This window comes from Thermosporothrix sp. COM3, assembly GCF_059696735.1.
Genome location: NZ_AP019376.1, coordinates 7,557,047 through 7,577,344 on the forward strand (window position 1 = coordinate 7,557,047; position 20,298 = coordinate 7,577,344).

Annotated in this window: 10 protein-coding genes; 7 read left to right on the plus strand and 3 right to left on the minus strand. The window is 47.7% G+C overall.

Annotated elements, in window-relative coordinates:
- Window positions 1-213 precede the first annotated feature (213 nt).
- The 3 genes from KTH_RS32230 to KTH_RS32240 are packed head-to-tail and all read right to left on the minus strand — an operon-like array spanning window position 214 to window position 1,258.
- Complete coding sequence (locus KTH_RS32230; protein WP_170142919.1) at window positions 214-354, minus strand: hypothetical protein; 141 nt, start codon at window positions 352-354, stop codon at window positions 214-216.
- Window positions 338-892 (minus strand): ImmA/IrrE family metallo-endopeptidase, encoded by a 555-nt coding sequence (locus KTH_RS32235; protein ID WP_497622999.1) that lies wholly within the window; start codon window positions 890-892, stop codon window positions 338-340. Before KTH_RS32235 ends, KTH_RS32230 begins: the two co-directional genes overlap by 17 nt.
- 3 nt (window positions 893-895) lie before the next feature.
- The gene (locus KTH_RS32240; RefSeq protein WP_497623000.1) at window positions 896-1,258 is read right to left on the minus strand and encodes a helix-turn-helix domain-containing protein; all 363 of its coding nucleotides are present in this window, start codon (window positions 1,256-1,258) and stop codon (window positions 896-898) included.
- A 188-nt stretch (window positions 1,259-1,446) separates the two neighbouring features.
- Here KTH_RS32240 and KTH_RS32245 point away from each other — a divergent pair, with 188 nt between their 5' ends.
- The 7 genes from KTH_RS32245 (at window position 1,447) to KTH_RS32275 (ending at window position 20,290) form a co-directional block, all read left to right on the plus strand.
- Window positions 1,447-2,604 (plus strand): restriction endonuclease-related protein, encoded by a 1,158-nt coding sequence (locus KTH_RS32245; RefSeq protein WP_111325579.1) that lies wholly within the window; start codon window positions 1,447-1,449, stop codon window positions 2,602-2,604.
- 12 nt (window positions 2,605-2,616) lie between these two features.
- Entirely contained in the window at window positions 2,617-6,138 is a 3,522-nt protein-coding gene (locus KTH_RS32250; RefSeq protein WP_497623003.1) for a pPIWI_RE_Z domain-containing protein, read from the plus strand.
- A 28-nt stretch (window positions 6,139-6,166) separates the two neighbouring features.
- A complete protein-coding gene (locus KTH_RS32255) occupies window positions 6,167-9,016 on the plus strand; it encodes an RNaseH domain-containing protein (RefSeq protein ID WP_497623005.1) in 2,850 nt (949 codons plus the stop codon).
- Between the two features lie 302 nt (window positions 9,017-9,318).
- Window positions 9,319-9,873 carry a hypothetical protein gene (locus KTH_RS32260; protein WP_497623007.1) on the plus strand — a complete coding sequence of 185 codons (555 nt, stop codon included), beginning with the start codon at window positions 9,319-9,321 and terminating at the stop codon, window positions 9,871-9,873.
- 91 nt (window positions 9,874-9,964) lie between these two features.
- A complete protein-coding gene (locus KTH_RS32265) occupies window positions 9,965-11,416 on the plus strand; it encodes a hypothetical protein (protein WP_497623009.1) in 1,452 nt (483 codons plus the stop codon).
- A gap of 518 nt (window positions 11,417-11,934) precedes the next feature.
- A complete protein-coding gene (locus tag KTH_RS32270) occupies window positions 11,935-15,123 on the plus strand; it encodes an NACHT domain-containing protein (RefSeq protein ID WP_497623010.1) in 3,189 nt (1,062 codons plus the stop codon).
- Between the two features lie 472 nt (window positions 15,124-15,595).
- Window positions 15,596-20,290, plus strand: coding sequence for an Eco57I restriction-modification methylase domain-containing protein (locus KTH_RS32275; protein ID WP_497623012.1), 4,695 nt, complete (start codon window positions 15,596-15,598; stop codon window positions 20,288-20,290).
- Window positions 20,291-20,298: the final 8 nt, after the last annotated feature.

Sequence of the window (20,298 nt, forward strand, 5' to 3'; positions counted from 1 at the left end):
TGTTCGGTTTGTTTTCTCAGCAGGAGCCAGAGATTTTGTGTAATGTAAGTCGGGCGATGACCATTGGAAGAACTCCATCTTTGGTCATCGCTTACTCTGTTTTGTGCGTGTGAGAAAGCTCGGAAAGTGATCGTTATCGTGTAGATAACGTATTCTCGAATGAGATGTTATTCTAGATGAACAGAAGCATGAAAGGATCTTTTGCTTGTTTTCCTATTCTTTGATATCCTTTTTCCATGTCAGTAGCAGCGAGATAGCCAGAAAGAGGATGCCATATACCAGAATCACCAGGAGCGCTTGCGTTCCACTTATGTTGAGCTCGACCAGGTTCCCCTGATTATTTTTTGTGTTCATACCCTGTCATATTGCATCTATACCGTACCATTTGCAGGCTAGCTCCAAAATGATTGGCGATTTCCTGAAGGGTCATTCCACGTTGAAAAGCCCAGTCTAGCCCTCTTGCTGGAATTTGGAGACAGCCTCCCAGATATTCAGCTGCCTGTTCATCTGCAATGCGAAATTCCCGAGAAAGTAGTCCTCCTGATAGTTGATGGAAGCGAATTGGCTGATGGCCGAGTAATAAATGAGCCAGCTCATGCATTATATTTGATTCATAACGTGTTGATGCATGATTCGGGTTGTAAATAATTAAATGCTTTTCTTTTCCAAGAGGCAATGTCAAGGCAGACCAGCCAGCATTGTCTGCTAGTAGAATCTGTATGAGTTGTTCATCTATTCCAGGAATTTCTAAAGGGCTGATGACCGGGACCTTGAGATATTGTGCTAAACGCCTAGCTGGTAAAGGGTCGTAAGCATGGATCTGTAACGCTTTTCGTAGGCGTATTCCTTCGTTCTCACATCTCTTTCTTATTGTTATGTCTAAGCCTCTCATCTATTATATATCTAATTTCCCTTCCGTTGCCGCTTTATATGCTGACTTCATTAACTTTGCCAGTGCATCGGCCATTTCAGGTGTGAGCTCCCTATCTGCACGAAGATAGCCCTCAATGCGCTCTGGCGTGCTTATCTCGCTTTCCTGCTGCTCATCTATCTCCTTAATAAATTCCTCAGAAGAGACCTGGAGCCAGGAGCAGATGCGCAAGAATGTCTCCATATCGGGAATCTTCCCATTTTCAATGCGAGATAAAGTAGATGAGCTTACTCCCCCAATTTCTTGAGCAGCCTCACGGAGTCCGCGTGTGCCACGTTTAGCTTTTATAAGGGATGCAAAGTATTTTGTATCAAATATTCTGCCCATGTTTCTCCTCAAATTGTTGTCCAATACGGACACTTATTCATGTATTGCTCAGAGAACCACAATATGGTATACTTCTGTTGTTGCAATTTGGAAACGACGTCCTATGTATGATACAGATGTTGTTTCGTCCGTGAAACATTGTACTGGGATTAGTACATACAGTCAAATAAGCAAGAAAGAAGCGGTGTATGGCTCGATCATTACCTGAAGATGTCTTTCCTTACCTGGTTCTTGGGCTGGCGAAGTACATGGAGAGCGAGCGGAAATATCCCTATCCAGATGAACTGAGGTATGCTCTCAATCATCTTTCCCTCGTTATGCTCTCAGGCTTCCCTACCACGATTACTGATATGTTCTCGCTTTTTGAGTCACCGCTTGAAGAGTGGTGGCCAGGGACACTTCCTCCGGCAATTGATCCTCGTTTCGAGTTGCTTTATGAGGGCGAATTAGACGAGCAGGTTGTAGAGTTTCTTCTTGAATATGACTTGCCTGTTCAAGCAACCCTGCAAAATGTCCAGGTTGTCCTTGATAATCAAAAAGTAGTTGCAATGTTGAACGTGTGCAGGAGCGCATATATTCAAGATCCATCTAGGGCAAGTGAGGAATATATTGCTGCCAGACAATATATCATCGCTCATCCCTGGACGAGTGCAGAGCAGATCCGACGGAAATTTCGAGATTTTCGCTATATCACTGTTGAAGCCATTAGTTCATTTTATCGGGACAGCCAAGCGCTTCAACTGGCCCTGCTTTATCAGCGTCAGGGGAGAGCAGGCGCTTGCTATTGGAATTGTCCCGCGTGTGGGCCGCTATATCTGCGTGATAATCGGCTTGGAAGTCTCAAACCAAATGCCTGTTTAGGGCGTTGTCCTGGACCCCAAGGATGGGATGCGCTTGATCCGGTTGATAATCCTCTCGTTTTGAGACGCGGTATTCACTTACGTACTTTTATACCAGGGGTTACTGAATTGCAGTTATATCATTGGCTTGTCCAGGAGGCGCAGCCAGACACCCCTGAGCTTCAGCAGGTGCTCTTATGGCCGGGGGTAGATTGCTACGATTTGCAGCTTATCTACCAGCGCACATTACAAAGAAGAGAAGTTTGGGCGGTAGATGTGAAAGATTACAAAGACCCATTTGTTCTGGGAAGGCGTATTGCTCAAGATAATCGACAGATAGTAGAGAATGCGCTTGAGTGGAATCAATGGTATTATGTGTATCCCTCTTATCGAGAGTTGCAACGCAGTGACTATCGAGCGTGCGTGCTTCGAGCTGCTGGTCAGCTTCCTGCCAATGTACATGTTGTGAGTGAAAAGCAGTTCAAAGTATTAGTAACAGAACAATAAAAGGGGTGGCTAATGTATGATAGAAGCCAGTGGTATAGTCCGCTCGTACAGAAGTTGATGGCTCAGGATAAACGAAAAATTCTGGATGGCCGATATGTTTTCCTAGTTCGGGTTGAGCTTGGTTTGAGGCTGCTTGAATGGCTTGATCTCTGTGACGAGCCAATAACCGTTCTCTGGGTGGTACTGGATGATTTACCTCTCCCTGATGAGCGCCTCATCGCATGGAATGAGCGTCAGAGACGAGCGATTGCAAATGCGCGTGTCCTGCTCCCCTTTTCTGGGCGCTTTGCCTGGGAACACGCGCTGAGAGAATATGCCATCATTCCTGAAGCTTGGCGCTGCTATGTTGTGCAACCGGGTGATCCAGATCGACAATTGCTCTTGCCTACTTCCTGCTGCCCTCAGGAACGACTTCTTGTCTATGACAAAACGCTTGCGAGTGTATTACCCTTTGCCCAAAGAACGATTCGACCTGCGGAGGCGAACATCTTTTGTTTTGATGCTATCACGACGCATGGAAAGCAGGTTGTTCAGGTAGCGATTCCCGAAGATATTGCGGAGATGGCTAGTAGCGCTATTCCCTGGTTTACCAGTCCGCGCGATCGGGGCCCAATGAACTATTCGTATGAAGACTTCCGCAAGATTGCGGTCGAAATAGAGGAATTACGGCAAGAGCGTGGTCTGGCCGAAGCGTTAGGATCTCGCACAAGCTGGGTAGATCTGGTTGAGAACCTGATATCGTATCGTGCTGTGGCTTCAGATGGGAGTCTTACTGAGAAGAATACGACTCCTTTGAAACTGGATGGTTATGCTTATGTTGTTGGCGCGGTTGCCTCTGGTAAGTCAACGATGGCGAAGTTGATATTAGCGGATGCGGCCCTTCATCCAGAAAAGGATATGCGGGTCACACTTGTGGTTGGAGATACGATGTCAGCCCTGAACCTGGCTGACGATTTCAATCGGCTATTTTGTCAATGGGGAGAGCAGCCCGTTGCTGTTCCTCTCCTTGGACGATCAACGCGGGATCGGCATTTGAAGCATCTCTATCGTTCAAGTCAATTTCGTTCAGATCACTGGGCTCTACGTTGGTTGAATACTGCCTGTCCCCTCCAGGCGCTAGTGACAGATAGCCCGGCACAGCTTGTTACTCCAGGGAATGAGCCTTGTGAGGCGCTTTATAAACCACTCAAAAAACCAAAACAGCGTAAGAACTATCAGTATTGCCCCCTCTTTGCCACCTGTCCGGCGAAACAGTTGTATCGTGATATGCCTGGTGCACGCATCTGGATTACTACTCCTGGAGCGTTAGGAGTTTCTCGTATTCCCGCACAAGTTGAGAAGCGAATGGTACATTTGACAAATATAGTGTATGAGCAATCTGACCTCGTCATTTTTGATGAGGCAGATATGGTTCAGGCCTGGTTTGATGATCTTTTCGCAGGAGAGACGGTTTTAACGAATGAAGCGATTGGCAATGGACTTCTGGATGTAGAAGATGTTGAGTCTGCTCAAGCCTGGATTCCTCAAAGAGCGCAGCCAGCTGCTACGCGTCGTTGGTTAGGGGCAGAACGACAGTCCTTGACTGCTATCTCTAATATTCTTAGTAGCCTTGCAGATATCGAGCACGGAGCTTTTTTGCGCCATTGGATTGGTCGTCATTTTTTTACGGCGCTCACACTCGCTTATAAACTTGTCTGGAGGTTACTTGGGTATCCAGAATGGGACTCTGAGGAATTCAAAAAATTGGATCAGATAAAGGCAAGCAAAGAAGTACAGGCAATTGTTGCCTACTTCGAGCAACTGAGCTACAGAGATCCTCTAACTATGAGGTTGCCAATTGGAGTGAAGGCGCGCGAGGAGGATGCCGTTTCCCATTTAGCACAGATTATGCGGTTTATCATCGCGGCGGGCGATAGTGGCCATAATCCTGCGATAAGAGAGGAATGCTGGTCTTGGCTTCAAGCATTTATTCCCAATATTGAGCAAACAATGCAACAATTGGAGCGAACGTATGCGCAGAAGCAGACACGAGGGGCTCGAGCGGTACCGCTTCCAACAAGAGATACATTTGCCCTCTGTCTGGAATTTGTGTTGAATGTCATGACTCTCGATCGCAACGTTCAAATTGTCTTCTATGAATGGTACAACAAGCCTGAGAACATGATGACAGCGCTTAATGAACATTCACTGGAGCGTTCTCCACGGTACCTGATGGATGTTCTGCCTATTCCTCCAACCGGTCGTATGTTTGGGACCTACTACTCCAAAGAGATAGAACTTGGGCGGAATGAGGAGAAAAAGCAGAGAGGTCCAGCTAGTCTCTCCATCTTCGCATATCAAAACATTGGGCGATGGTACACGATGAACTTCCACCAACTGTTTACGAATCTTGATGGAAGACGTGGACCAAACGTCTTAGCTCTCTCAGGAACCTCCTGGTTGCCTCATTCTTCGCGCTGGCATATTGACATTCAGCCTCAGGGAATGCTCGATCCATCATTAGGGGCACAGCAGGCTATCGCGCAAAGTTCTTTCTTCTATTGTCCTCAGTATAAGAAGGAGGGTAATAAGGTACTGCCAATTCGTGTTTCAGGCTCTAACGATATGCTTCAAGCGCTGAAAAACATGATACGGGTGTTGACTGATGAGCATCATGTATCAAGGGCAAGTTTTAAGAAAGAGCTAGAAAAACTACGGGAACTCGGGCAGCAGCAGCCGCACTACTGGAGAGATAGAGAGCGCCTCTTGCTCCTCGTGAACTCATATGAACAGGCGAAGCACGTTTTTGAGGCGCTCAGAGCGAGCAGTCAGTGGAAGGCAGCAGCACCTGGAGAAATACAATATCTCTCACAAGCTGAAACTGATGAGGATGAGGAGAGGGTGGATGACATTCTATATCGAAGTGATGTAGAGGATTTTGCTTTAACGAACGGAAAAATTCTAATAGCTCCATTGCAGGCTATCGGTCGAGGATATAATATTCTCAATCGTGAAGGAAAAGCCGCTTTTGGCTCTATCTACTTCCTCACGCGACCTATGCCTTTTCCTGCTGATACACAGGTATTGGCACAGGAGCTCAATCGCCGAACGCTCGATTGGTGTAAAGATTCACAGTTTCCGGCCTGGCAAGAGCCGGAATTGATTGGTAAGGCGCTTGAGCTACGCAGGACAGCAAGTGCATACTGGCGGAAAGCAGAATTACGAAGCTTTTATCGCCTTCTGGAACATGAAGATGAGAACGGTAACATAACCTATAGTGAGCGACTTAACCTGGCTGCGACAACGGCTGGCCATATCAATCAGGCATGTGGGCGCCTACTTCGTGGCGGTGTTCCCTTCCGGGCCTACTTCATTGATGCTGCTTGGGCCCCAGAGACAGCGAGGCAACCCAATAGTAAAGAAGCAGCAGATACGAGTTTGCTTGCAGCAGTGATACAGGTGTTGCAGGACTATATGGAGTCTCCAATTGGTGAAGGGCTTTACGCTTCGATTGTAGATGCTCTGGTCGATATTCACAATTTTCAACCGGAATAGTCATAGTGTGGTAGAGAGTGAGTTAAGAATGGACAAATTTTCATCTATTGTACCTTTGCGCTTTCGTATCGATGAGTCCTATCTGCGAGATCTGGCTGTTTCGTTTTCTCCGTTTGCCTACGAACAGGATTGCAAAGATTTTCTCGCGAAGATGCAGCACTATCAGACTAAAAAGGGGCGTGACAGGAATCTGCCTTATCGTCGGCTCAATACAGTTCTCACCGCGCTCGCGCCTACGCTGGCGCATCCATTTCTCTCACGTAGAAATGTTGATACTGGTAACTATGAACGGCAGATGCTCATTATTGGTACGGAGAAAAAAGATCGTCCAACGCCGGAACAAATCAGCGACTTAGTGTATGAATGGGGAAAGCAATGGGGAAAGGACCAATTTCGAGATATTGTTGAGGGGGTTGGCAAGGACGTATATAAGCAATTTCTTGACCGTCTACAGCAGCCGCTTCAGCGTTGGTACGAAACAGATGCTGCTTTGCTGTTTCGCGATCTTAATAAAGGAACACAGTTAGGCTATCAGGCGATTCCCAGTCTATTTGCGTCCCTAATGGCGGGTAAAGAATCAAAGATTCATGGAAGAAAGGTTTCCTGGCGCCTGATGCAGGATGGTATGTATGGACTAGCTGTAGTGAGCGAACCTTTTTTAGCGAGCTATACGGATCGCAAAGGAAATATATGTGAAGGGACCTTTGCCTACAAATTAGAATTCCGTTTACAAACGCAGGTAGGAAGTCCACACCGCTGGATCCATTTATATATACGTTGTACGCGTTATGTTGATAAAAAGATTACCAGAGTGAACTATATGCGTGACGTGTCTGTGCGAGTCGGTGTTCACCAACCTCGTTTAGCGGGATGGGGATGGTCTCCAACGCTTGTATCATTGCCGCTGACAGGTGGATCGAATAGCCCACGTTGGGATGATCATCTCGTAGAGCTTTTATCTGCAATGAAAGCGCGAGATCTGGTGTCGCCAGCGATGATCCTACAGGAGCCGCAAAAATATCGAGCCGCGAGTGAGCAAACAGGATACGATCAATATTATGTTGTGTATGCCGAAGGTTTTCGGCCTTATCACAAAATTAAGACAGGCTTTGATTTCGCCGAAATCCAAGAAGTTGCTGAATCTGTAAGTGAAATTCTGGGTCTTGAAATCTCTTGTGGTCAAACGCTGGTTTCTGATATGCCGAATTCCCGGATGTATTTGAACGAGCTTCCCCCCTCTATGTTCGATATTGGTGATTTTCAAAAGAAGCAATTCTTGAGAAAAACGTATAGACAGACTAAAGATGAGAATAAGAGGCTTAATCAGATAGAGAGGCAGAAAATTGTGTACCAGGCTTTACAGAGGGCTACTGGAAATCAGATGGTGTGCATTTTTCTCTGCTGGCAGAATAGCCTTACAAAGCGCATTCTCGAGCAGGAAATACGGAATGCGCTCTTTTTAGATGCTGATAAGCCTTTGCCTGAAACAGTTAGGATAATTGTGCCCTCTCAACCTATTCCTGATGATCTTGTTCAGCCTCTGGATCCTGGTTCACTTGATCCTCAAAAGCGCTTTAACAAGCTCTCTGCAGAGGAACGTCATGAATTTAATCAAGAATGGAAGAAGCAGATGCAGAAAGCATTCCGGGACAAAGCCCGGGCCTGGGAAACCTATCTCCGGACTTTGCTTCCTGAGGCTTCCGGCTACAGGCTTGCGTTGATTGAACTGACTCCTATGGAGAAGAAGCAATCTTCTAAGCAACAGATGTCTTCCAATGGATCGACAGATGATAACCCTCATGCAAGCCAGAATGTGAAAGGAGCGGTTCGCTGGGCATGTAATAAACTTGACATCGCCTCTCAGGTCATATTCCCGCTTAAAGTAGATGGTGATGGTCGTGTTGATAAGGCGGAAGCTGCAAGAGCGAGCAATAGTGTATTGGATCTGATTTATCGTCAAACAGGTCTGGTTTATGGAGCGCCTGTTGAGCTCTATGCAAAAGCAGGTATAGCACAGGAGCAGGCGAAACAACTTTCTGTAATTGGGCTCTATAAACTGCGTAAGAACCTGCCTGTAGCGATCAATTATCCAATAGCAGTGCGCTACCGACACGATGGAACATTTCAAGTATTACTGCCCGATTCATCTTTGCAGTGGCTTCCCCTTATAGATGCGCGGAAAGTGCTTGGCGAGGTCTTTATGCGGGGGAAAAAAGACAAAATCGCTTTAGAGCCGGCAGACCAAGCGCAATTTGCGGCTCGGATTTTTACGGAGGCATATCACGTGCCGACGCTTGTTTTGCTTGAGGCGACAGATTGGCGTAATTATAATGTTTTGCCGCAATTCTCAAACGCCATGCAGGTGAAAGATAGACTCGATTTAAGCCATGTAAAGGCCTGTGGACGCATCTATACACCTGAAGATCTTCCATATCTTCGTATTATCCGGTTGCGTACAGTTGGTTCATCTGGGGAGACTCCGCAGTACTTCCCAGTGGTTTTTGACGAAGAAGGGGAGATGGAGGAAGGGCAGGATTTCAAGCAGTTGACAGGCTTTATTGATAAGCAGGCTGAGAGCCCTTTCTTTCACTACTTCTCAATCGGGAAGTTGCCGATTACCTCGAAGGACCAGAATAGAAAGAATCTATATAAGATGGATGAAGGAGGCGGGATTGCCTTTAAGCACCAGACAATGGTTGAGATGGTACCGTTCTTTCTTCAGAAGGATGATGATCCGCTTGCGTGGTGTCGAATTCCGCATTTTTTGCGCATTCATCCTGCGTGGGGTGGTGGCAATATAACGCTTCCATATCCGCTGCACCTTGCTGCCTGTATGCTTGATGATCAGATATGCATGCTGGAGCATGTTACGGGTTGAGAAGAGGAACAGGCTTAGTTGGTCCATAGAGTCTGGGTAAGGAGAGATTGCCCAGGCTCTTTTTATAAATCCGCGTTTTGCTGAAGATGTGAGCCTTTTTATATGAAAAAAGAGATGCCTGCAACCTAACGCATCTGTATATCTTGGCAAGAAGAGCAGAAATATAGATGCTATGTGAGAAAGCAAGCATAGTAAGTATTATATGTTAAAAGAGATGAAGATTTGGCATTTATAATTATGGTATTTCATAATATAGCATGGTATATTGGAAAAAGGAGAGTGAATAGAAATCGAGGGAGCGCATGATTGACAATGATGAATTGACTCCAATCATCGGGAAGTGGAGAGATGTTTTTGAAAAGTTCCTTCGTGGTGAGCCAAGTAGCAAGATAGCGTCAGAAGCACTACAGGTTGCTGAGAAGATGTTCGAGGTAGGTTATGGATGTCCTGTTTTTCCCCAACTAGAAGCTGCACTTCATGAGTACAACCGCGTATGTTTACAAAACTCCCTACTGATTATGGATATGCAAAATCGTCTCTCGCAACAACTTGTGGTGCTTACAGCTCAGGTGAAAGATCATCGTGTCTCACATGTGGCAATTCGCACGGCGCGAAGGATTGCCATCGAACTTACTGTGGGAGTTGTGCCATCGTTACAGAGTGATGAGGAATTGAGTACTTATTTGGCGACCGAGATTGTAAAGGATGTGATCTGTCATTGCTGTCTGGATGCAGCCCGGGCCATCTCTGTGGGCGGAATATATGCAGACAATGCAAAAGCGTTTGAGGCATATCGAGCAGTCCTTCAGTGTCTTGAGGCTGGTGCAAGGCAGGTAGGGCAGCAATTGCGGCAATAGATCTTCGCTTCATCGGGATGTTTGCTTGTAGGTTCTTTCCAAATTGTTTTCTCGTATGGCATGTTTCGCAAGCGATGAGAGGAACGTTCCAGTGAAGGAAGCAACCTATACACTTGATCTGAGCAATGCTGGTGTCTATGGATTTTGGGGAGAGGCGAATAGAGCACAGAGTACCCATTATTATTTAGATGATTCCCACCTGGGTAAGCAAAGCACGTATTTGCTACCTCATCTTATTGCGGATCTTCTTGATATAGCTGCAACGATCGCGTGTGCGGATTATTGTAATAGCCGACCTCATAATCATGGAGGTCTATATATGCCTCTCAAGGCATGGAGACGCGAGTTTGACTTAGCAATAGGGGTACGAGAGCCGGATCTATGGAATGATAAGGCCGTGAAAAATACTCTAGAGGAACTTCTTCAATGGATGACTGATGATAGTTGGTCCTTCCATTTTCGGAAGGTGCTGAGACAGAGGAGAATGAATGATCAGAAGGTGGGAGCGGTACAGTTGCCGCTATTTTCTCGTCCGGAGATGGTGGTTGCCCTTTATAGTGGAGGCTTAGATTCGTTGGCTGGAGTTGTATCAATTTTGCACTCCTATCCTCAGTGGGGAATTCATTTGGTGAGTTCTGTTGCGAAGCGTTTGGATAGCGTCATTAAACAGCAAATTTGTAAGTTGCGACCCCACTTTGAAGAAGACAGGGTAGCTTTTGTACGTATGCCGTTTCATTTGAAACCACCGAAGAAGACCAAGAAAGAGCCTACACAGCGTACACGCGGATTTCTCTTTTTCTCTTTTGGCGTTGCTGCAACCTACGTTGCTCAGAGGAAGGAATTTGTGACGCTTGAAAATGGGCTGGGACTATTAAATCTTCCCTTTAATGGGCGGCAATTGGGGGCACACACGACTCGTGCAGTACATCCGAAAACCATTGTTCTGATGAATAGGCTCCTTGACACACTTGGCATAAAGATGTGTTATAGGGCTCCCAACCTTTTGAAGACGAAAGGTAAACTCTGTCGAGAGCTGCGAGATGCAGAGCTTGGTTTCCTTGGCGCTAGGACGATCTCCTGTGATAGCTTCCCTGCACGAATTAAAAAATGGGATCAGCACATTGAGATCCATTGTGGATATTGTTCCTCGTGCCTCCTGAGGCGCCAAGCTCTCTTCGCTGCTGAGTTGATAGATGTGGATCGTGCCTCTCATTATTGCATTGATGTCTGTCAACCCTGGCCTAAGCAGCAACTGCCAGGAATGATCTGTATTGGTAAATATGACCTAGTCAGGATGCAAGAGCCACTGAAGATGATGCTGGATCAGGTGGCATTGCTTCGATCGGCTTGCCAGGCTGCGAGGCCTGAGATCGAGCTATTACGATCCTTTCCCGATCTCTCCATCGCGCTTGAGGCGATACAGGAGGCTCCTCAGTTGTTCGACTTACAGCCAGGGGACAACTATTTAGGGAAGTTGTGTAGCCTGCTCAGATGCTATGTTCAGGAGTGGGACCGCTTTCCTTATACTTTGGCAGTTGTGTAGCTTTCTGGATAGGGAAAGAGCAAAGAGTACTGCACGGATCATCGGATAAGTTTTATTTTCTAAAAGTCTGGGTAAGTAAGGGTACCAGGCTCTTTTGCTTGGATTTCTTGTGTGCTCAATGATGGAAGATAGGGGGCTGTATTGAAATCGAGCTTGAGAATTTGTACGGGACGATGCGGTGAATATCTCATGAACTGTGGCTTTCTTCTTAAAAAGGAGTAGCTTGGTCTGGTTAACTCTATGAGAATAGTATAAATGTTACCGGTAATTTTGATGATACGAAGAAAATAACGTATGATATAAGTGTCATGCTGAACCATCTGAAAGAGTAAAAATGACTCTTACTTCTTTCCAGGGTTTCTTTTCATTTAGAGAGCACTCAATCTTTTTAGAGAATGCTTACCCCCTTTGATATTCCAATTATGGAATGCAATAGGTGTATAATGAGAGTTTTTCATCTTCTTCTTGTTTTGAAGGATGCTATTCACCTATAGAAAGAGCAAGGATTGCACGTAAGTATGGTAGAGTATGCACTGATACCTCTTCTTCAATTCGCATTTCTTTTTCTTGATATTTCCTGGCACGCAGTGTTTAATTGGATCATTCAGCCAGAAATCATCGGGCCTATTATTGCCTTGCTTATAAACGGCGTAGGTTTCCTTGTTACTTTGCTTGCCATTAAGCCCTGGGAGCAACGTGGCGAGGAAAAGCGTCGAAGAGAAGCAGAGGAAAAGAAGCAAGTAGCAGAAAAACAAACGAGAAAGAAGACTCTGGAAGAGCATGAAGTGGAGTATCTCGACAGCTTGCTTCGCGATGAGCGCTACATCCTGGTAAAGCATCTGCCGATGGCAAAAGGGCTTCCCCTTGCTCTCATTCATGTCCCGCAACGACTTCGCTTGTTGAGCTATCAGAGGGTGATAAATCGCGGAAACGCTGATCCCGCGCTCATTATGCAGCAGTCATTGCAAGAGACAGAGGAAGAGTATAAACAGGCTCACGATTTTGATGAGATTTTCCAGCGTGAAAAACGCTTACTGATACTTGGTGCACCAGGATCTGGAAAGTCTACTCTCCTGCTTTTGGTGGCTCGCCAATCTGCTATGGCATATATACAGGGAAAAGATACACTTCTCCCGTTTTATATCGAGCTAAGTGATTTTGCTAGGTCAGAAGCAACCTCGTATATCGAGTATCTGAGTGAGCTGTTGGAAGTGCGTTTTGAGGGAAAGGAGAACGCCAGAGCGTATCTTCAGGAGAAGGCAAAGAATGGTTCTTTGCTGCTCCTGCTTGATGCGCTTGATGAGGCTCCTGTTGAAAGCGCTTCCCAAGAGAGAAGGAAGGCCTATCAGAAGATTTTCGATGCGGTTGAGCAGATCGTTGCAGACTATCCCGATATTCAACTTATTATCACTGCTCGTCTGGCTGAATATAAACAGCGGCAACGAACGCCATTACCGTTCCCTGAATACGAGATTCTTCCGTTCCGGCATGCGGATGTTGAACGCTTTATTGATCAATGGTTTGGGGACCAACAAGCTCATCTTGCCCATAGGCTCAAGGCTGAGTGGAATGCTCCCGGAACAGGACGGTTACCCCTTCTCGCAACGAATCCCCTTCTGCTCACCTACATTGTGCTCATTTTCAGTCAGAATGGTCATCTGCCCGAGCGACGAGCTGATATCTATAAACAGATCGTTGACCTCATGCTTCAGGGATGGGATCGTGAGCGCCTTCTCTCTCGGCCAGAGAATGCTCTACTAAAGCCCGAGCTGAAGCGTGAGCTGCTCGCTCACCTTGCCTGGCATTATCATCAGCAGTATACACGCGACTTCACTGAGGATGAGGTTGTTACATTTATCGCGGATTTCTGTCAGAAGCAGCAGTGGTTTCCTGAGAGAGATCAGACGGTGGCCAGACAGCTCCTGGAGGAGATTTGTAGCGATAATGGTCTGTTAGAAAAGCGAGGAGAGCATTTATATAGTTTCTCGCATCTGACCTTCCAGGAGTATTTTGCGGCGCTTTGTATTGCTGGTGTAACTGAGCGCACAGAGAATGAGGAGCAACATCTCCTGATGCAAGCATTGCAACATCGTCAGAAGGCATGGTGGGAGGAGGTGTTCTTGCTCTATGCTGGCTGCACGCGTCGTATTCATCTGTTGTTTGATGCCTTACTTGATCCAAATACGCTTATTGAAGATCTCTTTGCAAGAAACTGTTTGCTTGCTGGTCGCTGTCTCGATGCATATTCTCACCCCGAACTTCCGCAGCCAAAACATCAGCAGCAAATTATAGAGCAGTTGTTAAACCTACTGGAGACAACTTCATATGCAATGGTACGGGAAGAAGCTGCCTCGGTGCTTCTTGGGTTGATGGATATCGATAATGGATTGCAGCAAGATCTGCTCGTGCTGATGCAAACGGGGCCGTTTCCTGTGCGTCAGGCCTTGCTTGCTGCCTATGGGAGGCCGGGAGCCACGGATGAATTGAAGCAACTCATCTCCTGGTTGTTGCAGGCCGCAGGAGATGAGCGAGTGACAGCAACGATACTGAAGAGTTTAGAGCGCTGCAAGGATGATCTCAAGCTTGAACAATCACTGGTGCAACAGCTTCTCAGCTATGTTCAGGATCAAGCCGCTGATCCGGGGCTCCGCTATGACATCTGCATCTTGCTTGCCCGCCTGGAGCTGCCAACGCTCGATAAGATATTGCTCATACAGATGCAGGACAAAAAAGAAGATGTGAGATTGCGTATCTCACTTGCGGTTCGTTTCGCGCGCCGGGAACTCATTACCGAGTCGTTTTTGCTACCGCAACACGATGAGTTGACGCGCTTTCTATGTGCTCTTGCCCTGTTGATGACGCCTGCTACCTCGCTTGCGCTTCGAGAGCAGGCACAAGAGATCGTGTTTACGGTCATTCTTCAAGGGCCGAGCGAGAAACAAAAGAGACTCCTATATTCCTATATCCCTTTTATGCTCTTGAGGAATCTCTCCTTCTCATTCTTTCGGGAGCGGCTGTGGGAAGTGCTTCAAGATCAGCGCTTGAATCAGCTCTGGCGCGACAAGCTAGTTGAGGCACTCTATAGAGGAATACTATCCGCTCCGCTGAACCAAGAAGGACAGCAAGCGCTGCTCTCCGAACTGCAACGGCCTGAGGTTGTGGCTGTGCTCCAGTCTATACCACAAACCGGGCAGATCTCACCAGTAGCGCGTGTGCGCTATGCCTTAGGGGATCCAGCTTCTCAATTGCAACCCTTGGAGGTGCTGCAAAGTGCTCATGAGTTCCTCTCCGCGGAAAAGCGCGCATTCCAGCAGCTTTCTGATAAGGAGCAGATAGAGCTGCTTGAGAACGTACATATCGAGGGGACGGTTCGTCTTGCTCTTCTCAAACACCTGGTTCAGGAAAAAGCCAGTAAGTGTATTGAGGACCTTCGAGCACTGCTCAAGCGGGGAAAAATCTCGCTCGATCTACGAAATGCGATCATCAGTACTCTTGGTCTGGAACCAGCTAAGAAGAGAGAAGGTGAGGAAGAAACGGTACGCTTGCTCCTGCATCTTGCCAATCATGAACAAGCTACCCGCGAAGCCGCCCTTCAAGCTCTCTGGTACATCAGCCGGAGAACAAGCATCCATATTGTGAAGAACCGTTCGTCCGGTAAGATCTCTTCTCCAGAAATTGAGGCTATCTCTGGCCTTGCTTCGGGATAAGGAGAAGGCATGGAAAGCTGCCTTCTCTCTTTTGGGCAGCTATTGCTTGACAGCCCTCTCTCTTCATGTTAGGCTTTCTTCATGCGTAGTGCAGCCACCTCGCGGCGATGTGAGAAAAACAGGGAGAGGGACCCCCATGTATCTGGAGATACAAAGGAACGACATTAAAGATGTCTCTAATAAAGATGCTCTTGCTAGCCTCTTAGGGAGGCTTGGGTTTGATATAGATCGTGAACCATTATCACCTGCTGCATATAATTTAGGCTCTGTTGAAACTTCTATCTCTCACTTTGAACGGATTGCGTCCTTACGTGATGGGGCGCTGGAACTCCCTGTCTACCTGGTAGAAATACAGGGGCTCTCAATAAGAAAGGATCATCGGACGCAAATTGCGAAGGCCATTCAGAGACGTGGCCTACATAGTTTGTTGATCCTAACAAACGATTATGAGATACTTGAATTTCTCTTCCTCATGTTTCGTGCTGATGTCGTTCAGCACGATCAAGAAGGGAATCAGGTCTACATCGGGGGGGTACCCCGCTCTTTTCAGATCAAGCGCTCGGCTCTGGATGATGTCTCGTTTCGCTTGCTCCAGATGCTGAGGCGGCATGAAGGCGAAGATGTTACAAGCTATGCTGACCGCTTATATACTATCTATGAAACCGCCTACTGGAGCAAGGAATATTTTAACAATCGCTCTCTGTTCTCGGACTATTATTTAGAGTATCGCCTCCCCGAGGAAACCGCTTGGCGAGAAACTAGAGATGGCGCAAGAAGCCGTACGTTTGGCCGGACCTTTACTAACTTTTGCCGGCTCTATGATGAGGCAAGGGAGACCTGTCAGGGGAAGCCTGTCGGGGTCTTGCAGCAAGCACTGATCCGGCCTACCCTTGAGTTGCTTGGCTTCGATGTGGAAGAGAAACCAGCATCTGGGCCGAGCCATCCCCCATTCTATTTGCTCTATCGCAAAGATGCCGCCGGAAACCGGATCACGCCTGCTGTTGCCTTCTGTCTCACCTACGAGTGGGAGCGCGATCTTGACCGTCCGCAGGGTGAGTTTGATCCGCTGTATGATATTGAGCAGGATCCGGAACGTCGTCTTGACAATCCCGGGGCGGCGGTTGTCTCGCTCTTTGAGCAGAGTGACGAAACGGGTGAAATCCCCTGGGGAATCCTGACAAACGGGGTTCAGTGGCGGCTCTATTCGGCGCAAGCACATAGCAGAAGCACGAATTATCTTGAAGTATATCCTGATGAGATCGCCCGTATGCAGCCGCTGGATCCTACAGAGGCCTTTCGGTATTTCTGGTTTCTTTTCCGGGCTGCATCGTTTAGACCGGCGGTGACAACGCTTGATGAGCAGGACACTATCACGCTGGAGAAGATCTTCCGCGAAAGCGGGCTCTATGCTCACACCCTCGAAGAGCAGCTCAAGAATCGTATCTTTGAGGAGGTCTTTCCCCATCTGGCCCAGGGGTTCCTTGAATATGGCAAACAGCACGGGCTCTATCCTGCACAGCCTGAAACGCTGCCTGCCCACCAGCAGGAACAGATCCTGAAAGCAATTTTTGATGGCACCCTGACCTTTCTCTATCGCCTGCTCTTTCTCTTCTACGCGGAAAGCCGTCAGCTCCTGCCAATTGAGAAGCCCAACGACGAGACAACCGAGGAGACAAACTATTATCGCCTGAGTATCAACAAATTGAAACTCTCTATAGCCTCGGTTGCGGGCATTCAAGAAGAGAAAGCCTCTGGTGCTATTCGAGCGTATTATGATGATCATTCTACAGAGATGTATGAGCGGCTTCAGGAACTATTCAAGGCGATTGATAAGGGGAGTGTGGAACTCAATGTGCCTCTCTATAATGGTGGCCTCTTCTTAACAAATTCGGATGAAGCAGGTACGCCCGCAGAAGCTGAGGTTGTGCGCTTCCTCAATACGCGGAAGATCCCTGATCGCTATCTGGCACTTGGCCTTGATCGTTTGGCTCGAGTCGAGGACGAGAAGGCGGCAAAGCTTATTCCGGTTGATTACAAGACGCTTGGGGTGCGCCAGCTCGGCAGTATCTATGAGGGATTGCTTGAGTTCTCCCTTCAGCTTGCGACACAGCCTATGGTCGTGGTACGGGAGGGAAATGAGCACAAGCAGAAAGAGTTGCTTATTTCTCTTGAAGAGGCTCGCAGGACCCACAAGCACCCGATCCAGCTTCGGCCTGGAACCTCGCAGGTGATCTATCGGCCCGGTGAGGTCTATTTGATCAATGATAAGCGTGAGCGGAAAACGAGCGGTAGCTACTATACCCCTGATTATGTGGTGAAATATATCGCCGAGGAAACCGTTGGCAAGCTGCTTGATGACAAGCTGAATCAGCTTCTTCCTCGCTTTCGGGAACTCCAGCTTGAGCTACGCCATCAACGCGAGATTATGCGAGAATTATCACCAGAGACGCAGAACGAGGCAAAGGCAGAAGAAGCTGCCTATCAGTTGCCCGAGGCACAGGCGCTGATCGAAGACTTCTTCGATTTCAAGGTGCTTGATCCTTCGATGGGTAGCGGACATTTCCTGGTTGAGGCGGTGGATCTGATTACCGATCGCATGGTGAAATATTTGGATCGCTTTGCCTGGAACCCTGTTATGCATCATCTACAAAAAATGCGTAAGGACATTCGTGACGAAGTTGAGAGGCAGGGTGTCAAGATCGATGAAACGAAATTGACAGATATTAACCTGCTGAAGCGTCAGGTGCTCAAGCGCTGCATCTATGGTGTGGATATCAACCCGATGGCGGTCGAGCTGGCAAAAGTGAGCCTCTGGCTGGACAGCTTCACGCTTGGTGCGCCGCTCTCTTTCCTGGATCACCATTTGCGCTGTGGCAATTCGCTGATGGGGGCATGGCTTGAACAGGCCCAGAGCGATATCACAGGCACTCCTACTTCGGTTGCACAGCAATCGCTCTTTTATAGCACGTTTGAATGGAAGAATGATATCCCCGAAGCAACTAGAAATGCGCTTGCGGTTGCCCATTTAAGCGATGTCACGAAGGAACAGGTGCAACAAAGCAAGGCGAAACATAAAGATGCCGAACATGCACTCCTTCCTTTTAAACGGCAGATGCATGTCTATCTCAGCCGCTGGTCTCTCAACAAGAGCGATTCTCAGGGGCAAAAGGCGAAGAAAGAGAACGAAAAGCAAGATGTCGCCCTCGATTTCTTGCGCAACGCTGTTTCGAAGGAATGGAGTCGTGACAATACGCTCACACTCCTGGACAAGGAACAAGAGCAGGTCGTCAAGAACGCGCTCACTGATGCTCAGGAGCACCGCTTCTTCCACTGGGAACTTGAGTTTCCCGAAGCCTTCTTTGAGATCTCACAGGAGAATGGGAAGCAAAAGGCCCGCTTCAAACAGGATGGCGGCTTTGATGTGGTGATTGGCAACCCGCCCTATGTACGTCAGGAGCGGCTCGGCTCGCTCAAAGAGGTCCTGAAACACCTCTACTCTGTCTATACTGGGACCGCTGACCTCTCAACCTATTTCATCGAACTGGGTCATCTGCTGCTGCACCAGAATGGGCGCTTTGGCATGATCACCTCCAATAAATTCATGCGGGCGAACTATGGCACGGAGATCAGGGCGTACCTCGCGAACGATCCGGTCTGTATTGACAAGCTGATTGACTTTGGAGACCTTCCCGTCTTTGGTGACGCGACCACCTACCCGCTGATCCTGCTCACCCGAAAGGCGAAACGTACAGGGACGCCGACAACCTATACCAGAGTGACACAGGCGCAGTTTGATCAGCTTCCCAAACTCTCTCTGAATACCGTGCTTGAAGGCAGTCTGGTTGAGCTGCCTGAAGATGCGCTGAAGGGTGCCCACTGGTCGCTTGCCAATAAGGATGGGGAGAGCATTTTACAGAAGATCAAGGCATGCAGCGTCCCTCTAAAGGATATAGTAGGGGAGAAGCTTCGTCGTGGAGTTCTGACAGGTTGCAATGATGCTTTTGTGATCAATCAGGAGACACGTGATCGCCTGATTGCACAGGACCCCACCAGTGCGGAGATTATCAAACCCCTTTTAGCCGGTGCAGATATCAAGCGGTATCAAATTGAGTTCGACAACCAGTATTTAATCTTTACAAGAAGGGGAATTAATCTTTCTAAATACAAAGCTATCAAAGAACATCTAGAAGCATTCAGAGAGCGGTTAGAGCCGCGTCCTGTGGATTGGGATACAAGAAGATATGGGGAATGGAAGGGAAGAAAACCAGGACCATATCAGTGGTATGAAATACAAGATACTGTTGCCTACTACGCCGAGTTCGAGAAACCGAAGATTATATTTCCTGATATTGCAAATATATGCAGTTTTACATACAGTGAGAACGGTGAGTTTCTGTTAAATACTGCTTATATTTTTGTTTCTGATACCGTAGAGCTTGTTGCTCTATTAAATAGTAGTTTGATAGAATTCTTCTATCGCCACATATCATCCACTTATCGGGGGGGATATTTGCGATTTATCGCCCAATATATAAATAAAATCCCTATCCGCAAGATCAAGGATGTGACCCCGGAGGCGGACCGTCACGCCGCGCTGGAGGAGGCACGCCAGCTCTATGAGGCCTATCTGAAGCGGGAAGCGGTTGAGATGGATGATCTGCTTGCATTTATAGATTTTTATCTATCGAAGAAGCCGGAGGCTGCTGATGTGATCCGCGATCTGCTCGCCTTTCTGGCAGAACAGATGCTGGTGTTCAACAAGAAGAAACAGCAGGCGCAAAAAGATTTCCTCTCCTGGCTGGAACGCACGCTCAGGATCATGCCTGATCGGCAGGGGCGAACCGGGCTTGCGTCGCTGGCCGGGAAGGATAAGCTGCTGAATTACCCTGGAGAGTATCAGAAGAGGGATGTGAAGCTCTCAGCGGAAGGCCTGATAGATACCCTTAAGAAGAACAAAGCGCGTCTGGCTGCGTGGCCGCGATTTGCCAGCCTTCAAGGAGAGATCATTGCGGAATACGAGAAGAGTCTGGAAACGATCCTGCCATTGAAGAAGCAGTTGCGTCGAACTGATGCTCTGATAGACCAGATTGTCTATCGGCTCTACGGGCTCACAGATGAGGAGATCGCCGTGATCGAGGCGGAAACAGGAAAGGGAGTAGAGGAGTAGGGAGGCGA